General features: G+C 55.1%; 8 protein-coding genes and 1 CRISPR repeat array. Of the genes, 2 read left to right on the top strand and 6 right to left on the bottom strand.

The genetic code is table 11. The features are described 5' to 3' along the window. Positions 1–93 precede the first annotated feature (93 nt). The 5 genes from C7378_RS11985 to C7378_RS17845 form a co-directional block, all read right to left on the bottom strand. Complete coding sequence (locus tag C7378_RS11985) at positions 94–1851, bottom strand: site-specific integrase (protein ID WP_131996797.1); 1758 nt, start codon at positions 1849–1851, stop codon at positions 94–96. 576 nt (positions 1852–2427) lie between these two features. Further along, positions 2428–2670 (bottom strand): helix-turn-helix domain-containing protein, encoded by a 243-nt coding sequence (locus tag C7378_RS11980; protein WP_131996794.1) that lies wholly within the window; start codon positions 2668–2670, stop codon positions 2428–2430. A gap of 389 nt (positions 2671–3059) precedes the next feature. After that, positions 3060–4085 (bottom strand): alpha/beta fold hydrolase family protein, encoded by a 1026-nt coding sequence (locus tag C7378_RS17850; protein WP_207901417.1) that lies wholly within the window; start codon positions 4083–4085, stop codon positions 3060–3062. 531 nt (positions 4086–4616) lie between these two features. Beyond that, positions 4617–5804: direct repeats of the CRISPR family, unit length 29 nt; unit sequence CGGTTCAGCCCCGCGGGTGCGGGGAATGC. Positions 5805–5879: 75 nt separating this feature from the next. Then, positions 5880–6197: a type I-E CRISPR-associated endoribonuclease Cas2e gene (gene cas2e / locus C7378_RS11970; RefSeq protein ID WP_131996791.1), complete on the bottom strand. Its 318-nt coding sequence runs from the start codon at positions 6195–6197 to the stop codon at positions 5880–5882. 3 nt (positions 6198–6200) lie between these two features. Further along, positions 6201–6617: a hypothetical protein gene (locus C7378_RS17845; protein ID WP_207901416.1), complete on the bottom strand. Its 417-nt coding sequence runs from the start codon at positions 6615–6617 to the stop codon at positions 6201–6203. A gap of 477 nt (positions 6618–7094) precedes the next feature. On the opposite strand from C7378_RS17845, the gene C7378_RS11960 reads away from it, so the two are divergent. Together C7378_RS11960 and C7378_RS11955 are read left to right on the top strand one after the other, a co-directional pair. Then, a complete protein-coding gene (locus C7378_RS11960; RefSeq protein WP_131996788.1) occupies positions 7095–8285 on the top strand; it encodes an ATP-binding protein in 1191 nt (396 codons plus the stop codon). Next, the gene (locus C7378_RS11955; RefSeq protein ID WP_207901415.1) at positions 8282–8689 is read left to right on the top strand and encodes an SNF2-related protein; all 408 of its coding nucleotides are present in this window, start codon (positions 8282–8284) and stop codon (positions 8687–8689) included. Before C7378_RS11960 ends, C7378_RS11955 begins: the two co-directional genes overlap by 4 nt. A gap of 567 nt (positions 8690–9256) precedes the next feature. Here the strand turns inward: C7378_RS11955 and C7378_RS11950 are convergent. Continuing rightward, positions 9257–12373 (bottom strand): DUF3427 domain-containing protein, encoded by a 3117-nt coding sequence (locus tag C7378_RS11950; RefSeq protein WP_165876782.1) that lies wholly within the window; start codon positions 12371–12373, stop codon positions 9257–9259. Between the last annotated feature and the right edge of the window lie 110 nt (positions 12374–12483).

The following is a 12483-nucleotide window of genomic DNA, read 5'->3' as shown; positions in this document are numbered from 1 at the left end:
TTTAGCTGACATGTCACTTCTGTAACCTAGCCAAAGACCCCAAACGCCTGACAACACGTCCTTGGAGAGCCGGTATATGTTCGCCTTCGTGGTCTAAACCGTCTTTTTCTTCCGGCTCTCTACCCACTTCTCCATACCGCGTGCCCCGTTTGACTCGTTGAACCTGGCACCATAGCACTTCAATGTGGTGTTGATATTCGTGTGAAAGAGGATTTTGGAAAGAGTCAGATAGTCCTCCGGATGGTCATCCAGCCACGCATAGGCAACAATATGCCGGAACGTATGCGGCGTAACCCGCTTACCGATATGCCGCAACGTCAATTCGGCGACGATGATGGTCATCCTGGCCCGAGAAATTCTTGTTCCTGCTTCGCTTGGGAACAAGTCCTCTGAATCTGTCCCCCGAATCAGATGTTGGCGGTGGTACTGAAGATATTCTTCAAGCAAGGGGATGAGAGGCCGAGGCACAAGCAGGTGTACGCTGTTGCCGACTTTGGTCTCTTCTGAGGAAAACTTAACCTGCCAAAACTCGGCGTCCGGGTCAGCTTTTGATGCCTCCTCAACCCATTCCGGTTTAGCAACAGCCGCAACGGGGCTAATCTTAGCCTTAAAGAGATTGGGCCGGGATCCGCCTACCCGGCATTCACGAAGATTCATCTGTCGCCAGGGAAGGACTGTCAGCCAGAGCATCAGGAGTTCATTGCGTATTACCAGGGCAAGGTCCTTTTCTCCCCGGCGTGCGGCAGCCTTCCTTTCGGCATGGATATGATCCGGGATGGCCTCGACCGACGCATAAGGAACCTGTTTGGCCAGCTGCTTTTCTTTCAACTCGGCCTCATGCTCCGTAGGAATGCTTTCAACCAAATCCTTAAGCCAGGTGACATCGGTTTCGCGATAGTGGGGGTGTTGACTCAGCGCTGCCTTAATCACGACGAGGCGCGAGCATAGGGACTGGCCACGAACTTTACGATCGTTGATCGCCCACTCGATGTAATGGCCAATGATGTCTGGCGTAACCAGACTGCAAATCGAATCGATCCCTGTCATGTCCATCACCCTGACAGTGAATCCAAACAACTCACTGAATGAGCGCCTCAGGTTACCGGCGCTCTCCGCGCGAATCTTGCCTCGCTTGGACCTACCTGCGGAATAGTTTGCCTGCTTCCATTGCAGAAGCTTCTCGACTTCCGATTTCAACGGCTCGGGGAATTCGTCAAGAGGCACTCCGAAACCGCCTTTCAGCATAACTGGAAGCTCCTGCAAGGCTCCACATGCGGCGAGAACCTTCCAAAAGGCTGAGGCTCGATTCCTTGCAGTACTCAATGCCTTTCCCTGCTTGACATAACCTTCAACCCAAGAATCCACATCTGCAGGTACAACCTGTTTAGGGGCTTTCCGCTTCCGCAACACGTACCGGCACAAGTCATCGCAGCGAACCGCAATGCAGCGTTCCAGGACAGCATGCCAGGCAACTGGGATTTCAGCGTTTGGCTTCCACCCCAACCTCTCTGCGTGATTCAACAACGTCCTAACTTCATAGACGTATGCCTGGATCGAATTCTCGGCCAGCCTGCGGCTCTTCAGATATGGTCGCAGACCTTGTTTGGTATCTTCGACCTCGTCGATCGTGATCTGATCGGCAGGCTTCCGCAGAAAGTCCGCAAGAACGGACGCCTTCGACCGCAAAGCCGGGAGGTTTGAAGCGCCCTGTGCAGTGAGCCTGTCCAAGAGTTCAGTGAGAGTCCTGGGAGCTACATGCTGATGGTCTACGGCAGGTGCACCATAATCATGTACGGCCTGGTTGTTCTGTTCGGCTGTTTGCTGGGTCATTCTTCCTTCCTTCTCAAGCATTCACTTCGGAGGCCGCATAGAGTACAGAATCGTTCGCAAGCAGACCCGTATTTTCTGTCCCTTTAAGTCATCCGCTAGTCGTAACCTCTTCGGTCGTAGGGAGGGTTGTGGAGTCGCCCGACGATATTTTTAGGAATGCCCATGAAGAGAGAAGAAGTGGGAAGGGTATTGCCGAAGACAGATTGACCTCGCCAGGAAGAGGCGCAGGTAAGTGGCTTGCGAGAATAACTGCAGTGAAACGTAGATGGCCGAAGCCCATAAGCAATTCGAGCTCCATGCCGAAGATTGCGGCAACTTATATGTGCAATTCCACTATCGAATTTGACTATTATCGATTGACAAAAATGCATAGAAAACGTGTAGCTATGCGAAGCAGCACGAAGCTCACGAAGGAAGTCTTGAAAGTAGGAAGATTCGCGCAATATAACGCTGCAGCGAGTACTCCTGCGAAGAACTGGGGGACATGAAAAGCTCAATGCCCCTCTCCCGGCACGACCCCTGCTGAATGGGGCCGACTTGTTCAGCTTCGGTCTTCGGGACATGGAAGGCGTAACGAGGTGAAGGCCGCGAGTCATTTCAGCGGATGGTCTTCAGGCTGTTTGCCAGGAACTGTTCGAGATCAAGCGGCAGGAACCGCGCCCTACCGGGCAGGTTACGTGGGGTGAGACCTCCGCGCTTGATGCGATCCTGAATAGCTCGAATCGAGACGCCGAAAATCTCGGCGACCTCACGGTTGGAGTACATCGGTTGTAATGAAAATCCCTTGAGCTTGAGGATCTGTTCAAGGAGAGGGTAGGCAGGCAGGTTTACATCGGGCATAAAACTTTCCTTTCGGTATCTGTACGATTTCTTCAGATATGTCTGAGAAAGGAAATCTCTCCCATCACAACCACATCTACTCGATTAATACCGAGGCTGCAGCCGTTTTACTGCCTTTACGGTCGAGAAACTTTTGGAGGAAATTTTATGGGCCTGAGGTGAGGTGGAAGGAAAACTGAGGAAGCCCCACGAAGGGAGATCGTCGATCCCGGAATCTATTCTGATGTCAGGGCCCGGGATGGACGCGATCAGACTCCTGGTGGCAGTCCGTTGCGGAGTCTGCTCCGGCTATGGCTCGAACCCGGCGTTCCCCTGGACCAGTATTCCGCACTCGGGTGCGCTGGTAGAAGAAAGACCAGCCGTAGTCAAATGATCGCCGGACCGGAAACTTACAACAACGTCATATTGCGCGCCTCAAAGATTACGTTCCGGCGCAACATCTCTTTGGGTGTCCTCGCCCGCATGCGATACAGTCCTACTTCAGAATCTGGCATCAAGATCGTGAAGTACTCTGGCTCCAACAAGAAGTACTCCGGCTTTTCGATCCAGCTCGGCATCGGCAATCTATATAAATGAGAGAAAAATTCGGCGACTCCTGCCAGCATCGCCCGCCGTTCTTTTGAAAACCAGAGTGGTGGCTCTTCCTCCAGGCATCGAGGATCTTTTCGACTTATGAATTCATGTCCCCAATTACTCCAGGCATATTCCCAATCCTTGCCTGCCTTTATTACATCTCCCATCTCGCCGAAGGTCTGCGGGCGTTCGCCGGACCAGGGAGTTTCGCGCCAATTTCGAGTTGTCTGCGGTGCTTCGGCCATCGACTTCCAGACGATTTCATCTCGTTCCTGCTGTGTCGAAGAAGAATTAAGAATGCGATCGATCCAGTCTGAAAGCATCCCCTCCAAATACCAATCGCATAGCCTGGCGATCTGCCTGAGGTGTCGGTCGGAATCGTGCGTCAGCCACTCGAAATCGCGGGCGAAGTCTGCAATCTTCGGCCAATTTGTTGTCCGTGATGCGATGACGTCATCTCTTGATGAGTAGAACGCCAGGCGATGCTGGGCGGATCTCTCAAGCGAAAGTCCGTCGGCCCACGTCGGTGAACTGATTGCCATCACCTGAAGGTCGTCCCGCCCCACCTCCTGGAGTTTCGCCGCCACTAGACCACCCAAGCTAATTCCGACTAACAAGGCGTGGCGGGGAATATCCATATCCAGCAAATGTTCGATAGAGATCTCGCATAGAACTCCGGGATCGTGATGTGGCAGTAAAGGACGATGAAAGCTTAAGCCGGGCCAGCGCTGCTCCAAGATTATGTGCAACTTTTTGATGGTGCCTTCCGGCGATCCGCCCTTGCCATGCAACAGGAAAACCGCAGGAATGGGCCATTCAGGCTCTACATCAGATCCATGCATGATGGGCAACCTCCAAGCATTTAAGCCTCCGTTACTGATTAACGGCAGGCCGTGACTTCACCCAACTCTTGGACGGCGAGCAGACGATCTCAGTTTTCAACTGTGCAAAAGCAGCGGTTTCACAGCGCGACGCGAGCTCTGCTGTTGCAGGGTCTCTTCGATGTGACGGCCAGCCTGCCTGCTCGACACGCGCGAGTCGCGCTCCGCACCGCATCCCGCACCATGCGTCGCTGGCCCCCAACTTCCGCGCTACTCAGGCAATCGTACCCGCACCAAACTCGCACTCCCGGCGAATCTGCTCGTATAACACCTAGCTCTCCAGTCCAACTCCCGTCCCTGCCCTAAGCTCGCGCTCAGCCTAGACTGGGAGTTCGCTCGCTCCAAAGGGTGGGCTACTTCAGAAGGCCGGAGTCAGTTGACCTGCCCCCGATTTCTCATCCACCCATAGCTGGAGATTCTCAATTCAGGTTGAGCCCCATATCCGCGTAGCCTTGTGTTGTCTGCCGGAACTCCTCCGGACTGCGATAGCGACAGTTCAGCCCCGCGGGTGCGGGGAATGCTTCCCCTTGTTGCTTACAAGCCGATCCGTGTGCGGTTCAGCCCCGCGGGTGCGGGGAATGCCGTCCGCGATGACGGCGGAAAACAAATAATAACGGTTCAGCCCCGCGGGTGCGGGGAATGCATAAGCCGGTAAAGGTGAGCGTTTATGACACTCGGTTCAGCCCCGCGGGTGCGGGGAATGCCGGTCAGTCAAATAACACATCGTCATCAGTATCGGTTCAGCCCCGCGGGTGCGGGGAATGCGGGTCAACAGCGGCAACCGTCCGCTGATCAACCGGTTCAGCCCCGCGGGTGCGGGGAATGCCTGGAAAGCAGCATGAACATAATCAGGCTCGGCGGTTCAGCCCCGCGGGTGCGGGGAATGCACATCTGCCTGCGCCGCCAGCTGCATCTTCTACGGTTCAGCCCCGCGGGTGCGGGGAATGCCGGTCAGTCAAATAACACATCGTCATCAGTATCGGTTCAGCCCCGCGGGTGCGGGGAATGCGGGTCAACAGCGGCAACCGTCCGCTGATCAACCGGTTCAGCCCCGCGGGTGCGGGGAATGCCTGGAAAGCAGCATGAACATAATCAGGCTCGGCGGTTCAGCCCCGCGGGTGCGGGGAATGCCGTCCGCGATGACGGCGGAAAACAAATAATAACGGTTCAGCCCCGCGGGTGCGGGGAATGCTTTTCAGGTCGCAACCTATCAGACGCCGCTGCCGGTTCAGCCCCGCGGGTGCGGGGAATGCTTTTGACGCGCCTACATTCTCCCCAAGCATCCTGGTTCAGCCCCGCGGGTGCGGGGAATGCAGCAGCGCCAGGCAGCTCGCCTCGGAGTCATACGGTTCAGCCCCGCGGGTGCGGGGAATGCAAGAGATTACAGGACCAGAAAAGTCATTCAGCCGGTTCAGCCCCGCGGGTGCGGGGAATGCGAGCACTCCTGGCGCTATCAACCTGAATCAGCCGGTTCAGCCCCGCGGGTGCGGGGAATGCTCATAAAGGCAGAGGCCGGACGCGAGCGCAGACGGTTCAGCCCCGCGGGTGCGGGGAATGCCCAAGAATCGCACTCAACAAAAGCCGGAACAACGGTTCAGCCCCGCGGGTGCGGGGAATGCATAGGCCGAAACCGCTACATTAGTGTACGGGGCGGTTCAGCCCCGCGGGTGCGGGGAATGCACTTCCGGTAAGTGGATGATTACACATTTCTTATCGGTGAGTATTGCAGCCACCGATGCTTCAAATCTTCGGTTGTCAAAAACCAGAAGCCGGACCGGGCGCTGAGCCCACCGGGTGGAAAGCCACAAGCAGCAGCCCGTCAAATTCGACCGGAACTCGGCGGTTGGTCCCCAAGGTCTGAAACTCATAGCCGGATTCGTGCTGGCTGCCCCAAGCGATTACAGCACTTCCCTGCTCCTCGAGGCCTTCGGCAAGCTGCTCCCACAGCATTTCGCGCGTGCGGCGGGAGACATCGCCGATGTAGACGCCGGCGCGGACCTCGAGCAGCCAGATGGCAAGTCGTCCCCTGAGCCTGGGAGGCGCATTTTCGACCAATACCACAGTAAAGGCCACCCTTCACTCTCCCACTATCCGGTGGCCGGCATCGCCCGAAGGAGCCGGATTGGGAATCGCTGGCGGAACGGACTCTGAAGGAGCCTGCGGCGGCTCTATTTCTCCAGCCGCCAATACCTCTTGGATCATCGGGATGATGCGTGCGAGCAGATGAGTCTGGCGAAATGCGTCCCTGCAGGCGAGCCGCACTTCACGCTCGGCCTGCTTTGGTTTTTTTGCAGCAATTCGGAAGGCGAACAGGTGCGCTTTCTGCTGCGGGCCAACCGCTTTCACCTCAGACACCTCAATATTTATTGACGGGTACATTTCAATAATGAGTTTGCCATTGGATTTTCGTTCATGCAAGGCGGTCGTCCATTTATCTCTTTGACTGCCCTCACCTTCCCTCACTTTGCTGCACAAGGCAGCATTTGGCAGCACTTTCCCTCATCGTCAGAAGCGGTGAGGGTGAGTGAGTCTTTGTCTGCGAGAATGCGGCTTCTGTTGCAGCCTGAGGCTGCGCTTTCTAAGGCTCGGAGAGCGGTGGAGGAATGCTGGGGCGTCAGGTATCTCTTAGGTAAGCGCGGTAGTGGAACATAACGCGCAGACGCACTTTGAGGGTTTCGCTCTTCCATCTGATTTGTTTTGTGCAAGATATCCTGCCGCACATATGTACCTTTAGAGGGGCAATGTGCGTCACATTCAAATTGCACATCTTCGGTACGAAATTGCAGATTCAGCCCTCAGCTTTGCGCTGTACCACCAAGTCCTTCCAGTCGCCCGTTCGCAGTGATCTGAATGCATGCGCTCCCGGGTGTTGTGAGGCCCGTTCCAAAACCCGCAGGGAGAGGGATATCGGATGCGTTGGGCTGGAGATTTACCTCGCATTTATTCCGTATTGTGGAATAATTGCAAGGTATGATTCAGCGTGCAGCCAAAACCCGGCTCCTTCAGCTTTTAGGTCAGTTCCCCGCCGTTGCTTTGCTTGGACCGCGACAAGTTGGAAAAACGACCCTGGCACTCAGCCTCACCAACGAGGCCGAGAATTCACCGCTGTACCTCGATCTGGAGCTTCCCTCAGACCGCGCAAAGCTCGCCGACCCAGAGCTCTACCTTGCTGATTATGAAGATCGACTCGTAATCCTGGACGAGATCCATCGACTTCCAGGAATCTTTCAAACTCTGCGTAGCTTGATCGACAGGAGAAAACGAAAAGGAAAGCGCACCGGCCAGTTCCTTTTACTCGGATCGGCATCCATCGATCTCTTGCAGCAGTCTGCGGAGACGCTTGCGGGCAGAATCTCGTATATGGAGCTGACCCCATTTCTGGAGAGCGAAGTAGTTGGTTTCTCTCCCAATGCCGCCCAGGCTCTTTGGGTGCGTGGCGGCTTCCCAGACAGCTTTCTCGCGGCGACCGAAACTCAAAGCTTCGAATGGCGCGCGGCCTTCATCCAGACCTATTTGGAACGCGACGTTCCATCGTTAGGTCCGCGCGTTCCCGCCGAGACGCTTCACCGCTTTTGGCAGATGCTCGGACACAATCAGGGACAGATGCTGAACGCGGCGCAGCTTGCGGCGGGCTTGGGAATCAGCGGTCAGACGGTCGCCAGATATCTCGACATTATGGTTGACCTCCTACTTGTGCGTCGATTGCAGCCGTGGTCTTCCAACGTCGGCAAGCGTCTTGTCCGCTCCCCAAAGGTCTACGTGCGGGATAGCGGACTTCTGCATACGCTGCTGGGGATACGCGATCAGGAGACCTTGCTGGGACATCCCGTCGTCGGATCGAGTTGGGAGGGAATGCTCGTAGAGAACATCTTGAGCGCGGTACCGGCCAATACTCAGGCGTGGTTTTACCGCACATCCGTTGGAGCCGAGATTGACCTGGTTTTGGAGACCGCGTCAAATCAGCGATGGGCAATCGAGATGAAGCGTTCGCTTAGCGATCCAAAGCCCAGCAAAGGATTTTATATCGGCTGCGCCGATGTCAAAGCCAATCATCAGGTCGTCGTTTACCCAGGGCAGGAGCGTTTCAAGCACGACGCAAAGACAGAAATCATGCCTCTCGACACCCTGCTCAAGCAGCTGGTACGGCAGGAAATCCGATGAATCTCATGCCGTACCACGCAAAGTATTTCGCGCATGAGCTTACCAAGCGATGCGCCTCGGACAGTGCCGAGAAACTGGCGGGTGCCGTCGCAAGCGCCCAGGTAGACCTAAACCCGCACCAAGTAGACGCTGTTCTGTTCGCGTTCAACTCACCGCTTGCAAAGGGTGCGCTATTGGCGGACGAAGTCGGCCTGGGAAAAACGATAGAAGCCGGGCTTGTCCTTTCTCAAAAATGGGCGGAACGAAAACGCCGCATTCTTGTCATCACACCTTCGAACCTTCGCAAACAGTGGTTTCAAGAGGTGACCGAGAAATTCTTCCTACCCTGCAAAATTCTTGAAGCCAAGTCTTATAACTCGGAGATCAAACGCGTAGGAGCACATGGAAGTCAGACCACGTCTTAATTGGATCACCAGAGAATCCGTGAATAAACAGGAGTGCCTTCCGTTGCGGACGAACGGCGAATAAGACCTGAACGTCTCGATCAGGCTTGTCGGCTCCTTGTAGTACACGAAGAGCTAGATGAGTTTGCACATGGAAGATTGTAATGGAACAGATTTGACAATTCCGGCGGGCAGACTTCCTCGTTAGGCTGCCTAGTGCTCAGTATTCGAGAAAGGTCTCGCATGAAGTTCCTCGCACCTCCGTTGCATAGGAATACCCTCCCTTGCAAAAAATGACCATGATCGTAGGCGACTTGCAAGCCTACTTCGAGACCTCGCATTTGGGGGATCAAGTGATATGCAGACACCACGGAGGGATTTCTTACCGGGACTCGCGGACCATGCGACCGATTGCTCCGTAACTTTGCCATCGGTCATGGTCACTTCTGTCCGCGCAATGTTCGAGCGAAGCGCACGGCGTTGTTCCGTGTTGAGAATCTCACCGTCAACACTATTGCGCCGAAAGAAGCGGATGACTCCTGATTGTTGGTGTCTATCCGCGTGGTACTCCAAGCAGTGGACACCGGTTTAGGCCGCACGCAGTGAGGCGCACAGTTCGAAGAACCAGGCAGGCATAGGGAAATCTAAGTCCCAGTAGATGCTCATTGGCCGACTTCCTGAATGCGAAACGTATCGCAGAGGACCGAGGAATACGAACGAATCGCCCTTCTTCGGTCGGACGAATAATAAGAAGCTAGCGCCATTCTCCCGCTGGCGTGAGTACCTCTGGCCGGTAGGAGAGTTCTCGCCCGTAGTGCTCTGGGATTGCCAATGAAATCTGGTGGGACTTAGCGCGAAGTCCTCGTAGCGTGTTGAGGGGGAAAAAGTCTTCTCAGACTTGTCTAGCGTCACGAATAAGATCTCCGTATTTGATGATTCAATCCAAAGACGGCCCGTCTGAGTGTGACGCGCTCCAACAAGATTTGGCAGACCTAGTCCAACCAGAACCTCCTCACGCGTGTATCGCCGATGGAGGAAGAGAGGGCATTCATCCATCAGGGGTCTTTCGTCAGTATGCAGCTTCACGATATCCAATAGTGCTTCGCAGAGTTCCTGTAACTCTGCTCTCGCCGAGTTGTTTTGTTGCAGTCGCACCAATCCAGCATCCCAATCGGTGTCCTTTTGTCGCGCCTCGCTCTGCAATAGGCGAAAGGTGAGCATTTGGACCATACGCTGTTGCAAAGGGGGAATCGACTCAAGACCAACATGTCTCGCGCTCAATTGGTCTAGGTAAAATCGCAGCCGACGGGTCGAATCGATGTGAAGCAAAAGCTGGAAACGCTTCGACAGAAGAATGTCGGCTTCCGTTGGTGGCTCTTCAAGGAACCGTCCTTCATTGAGGAGCACATACCAACCACCGATCGAAGGCTTGTAAATGTCTGAAAGCTCATAGTGCGTTTCGGCAAGATATTCGATCAATGTAGGCCGCCGTCCGAGGTGACCAGCCAGGGCATTGAGCTCCGCGACCATCCGAGCCCGACTCACTTGCAGCTGCGCTTTCAAATTCTCCAAGACGACTTTTCGAGACTCTTTGTCGAGTCGGAAGTAACAGTTGCCGGGCAGCCGCGTGATCCCCGTCTCAATCTGCCGAATTACCTGCTGGCGAGTTCCGCCGAATAGAGCAAGGAATCTCTGATCAAATCGGAATTCTCGCCTCTGATTTCCAATGAAATCCAGGACAAGGCAAGTCGTCTTGCCTGTATCCAGACGAAGTCCGCGCCCTAACTGTTGGAGAAAGACGGTTGAGCTCTCGGTAGGTCTCAGAAAGAGGACGCAATCTGCCTCCGGGATGTCCACACCCTCATTAAAGAGATCAACGGTAAATAGAACGTTCACCTCTCGATTGCGTAATCGCGTGGCGGCCTGGGCCCTCTCGTCATCAGTGGATTCGCTGGTAATAGCGAGGGCGGGTATCCCCGCCTGACGAAACGACTCAGCCATGAATTGAGCGTGGGAGATACTGACGCAGAACCCTAGTCCTCGCGCAAGACGCCAGTCGCCATAGAATTCGCAAAACTCCCTTATGATTAGGTTCGCCCGCCGCATATTGCCCAGGTAGCGTTGTTCGAGTTCGCCGATGGCGTATGAACCGCGGCTCCAGGTAAGTCCGGTTAGGTCGGTGCCGTCGTGAACGCCGTAGTAGTCGAATGGCACCAGGTACTGGCGCTCAATTGCATGCCAGAGACGCATCTCGTCTGCGATTCGATTTTCGAACCATGGCAGGATGCTCTCCCCGTCCATACGCTCCGGGGTAGCGGTCAATCCCAACAAAATGCGCGGCCGCAAAGAAGCGACGATCTCTCGGTAGCTCTCTGCTGGCACGTGGTGTGCTTCGTCGAGCACGACGTATTCCCAATGTGTCTCGCCCTGAGTTTCAAGCAGACCTCGGCTGCGAAAGCTCTGAATCGTCGCAAATAGATGCTCGTAACTACTCGGTTCTTCTCCACCACCTAACAGATCGCCAAAAGACTCGTCGCGCAACACGTGACGGAATCGATCACGGGCCTGGCGCAGCAACTCTTCTCGGTGCGCTAGAAACAGCAACCTCGGTCTAGGTCCCGAGAAGGGTTGGCGAGCATAGTCGAAGGCCGCGATCAGCGTCTTGCCCGTCCCTGTTGGGGCGACGACGAGATTACGGAAATGCCCTTTGTCGATCCGTTCTGTCTCAAGTTGATCGATGGTGGCTTGTTGGTAGGGATGCGGCCGAAGATCAAAGAACACTGGTGGTCCGGAATCGCGGCTTCCTGGCCCGCGCTTCGCATATTCCAAAGACTGCTTCACCCGCCGGCAAAATTCTTCATCGTCTGGTTGGAACTGCTCAAATTCCTCATCACACCAGAGAGAGTCGAACGCTCCGCGGAAGCGTTCGACAATGTGAGGAGCTTCCACTTCGCTCAGCTTGACTGTCCATTCGATCCCGTCTTCAAGAGCGGGTCCAGACAAGTTGGCGGAACCGACATAGATGCTGCTGAAGCCATTGTCCCTCTGAAACAGCCATGATTTGGCATGGAGACGTCGCCGGCGCCCATCCAGTGAGATTCGCAACTCGACATTCGGCAGCCGCGAAATTTCCTCGATAGCTCGGAAATCGGTGGCTCCAATATAGGTCGTCGTGAGGAGTCGAATTGGAACCTGGCGGGTCGCGAGTTCGTGAAATGCGCTTTTGAGTCGCTGCCACCCGCGCCACTGGATGAAGCTGACCACCATAAATACGCGATCGGCCGTGGCCATTTCGCGTTCAAGTTCGAAGCCGAGACGAGGTTCATCCAACGCGTTCATGAGCAGGCTAGTAACGCTAAGGGGCGTGGATGGCGGCTTTGGTGCATCAGCGCCGCGGTAGATAGCGCGAAGAACTTGGCCGGGTACATCGACAGGATCTAATTCGATCGAATCTGCCGGATCGCGCACGAAGTCCAAAAGAGAGTTCGCCAAGTCGATCTGCCGACGATTACGGTCTTCCGCAGGTAATCCATGAAGGGCGGCCTTTATCTGTCGAATTAGGTGACGTGCGAGATAATCCGGGTGGTCGTTCTCTTCGATCGCTTCAACTAACGATTTCAGGCCAAGGGTGGCTTGCCGATCGAGGGACTCACGAACGCGGCGAGTGATGAGCTGGTCGTACAGGCCCTCGTTTAGATCGCTCATTCTTGAAAGGAAGGTCCGAACATGCGTCCTCATCATAAATGAGTCAGCTTCAGACTATATTTCGAGTTTCGGATCGGAGCTTAGTTGGCATTTCGTTTTCGTATATTTTC

It is taken from the genome of Acidipila rosea, from assembly GCF_004339725.1.
GTDB classification, from domain to species: domain Bacteria; phylum Acidobacteriota; class Terriglobia; order Terriglobales; family Acidobacteriaceae; genus Acidipila; species Acidipila rosea.
The sequence above is the reverse complement of the archived record's forward strand: the minus strand, read 5'-3'. Positions and strand labels throughout refer to the sequence as shown.

What these genes read in the sequence shown, in the direction of transcription:
- C7378_RS11955 (WP_207901415.1), top strand. Translation starts at nt 8,282, where the DNA reads ATGAATCTCATGCCGTACCACGCAAAGTATTTCGCGCATGAGCTTACC.
- C7378_RS11950 (WP_165876782.1), bottom strand. Translation starts at nt 12,373, where the DNA reads ATGAGCGATCTAAACGAGGGCCTGTACGACCAGCTCATCACTCGCCGC.
- C7378_RS11985 (WP_131996797.1), bottom strand. Translation starts at nt 1,851, where the DNA reads ATGCTTGAGAAGGAAGGAAGAATGACCCAGCAAACAGCCGAACAGAAC.
- C7378_RS11960 (WP_131996788.1), top strand. Translation starts at nt 7,095, where the DNA reads ATGATTCAGCGTGCAGCCAAAACCCGGCTCCTTCAGCTTTTAGGTCAG.
- C7378_RS17850 (WP_207901417.1), bottom strand. Translation starts at nt 4,085, where the DNA reads ATGCATGGATCTGATGTAGAGCCTGAATGGCCCATTCCTGCGGTTTTC.
- C7378_RS11980 (WP_131996794.1), bottom strand. Translation starts at nt 2,670, where the DNA reads ATGCCCGATGTAAACCTGCCTGCCTACCCTCTCCTTGAACAGATCCTC.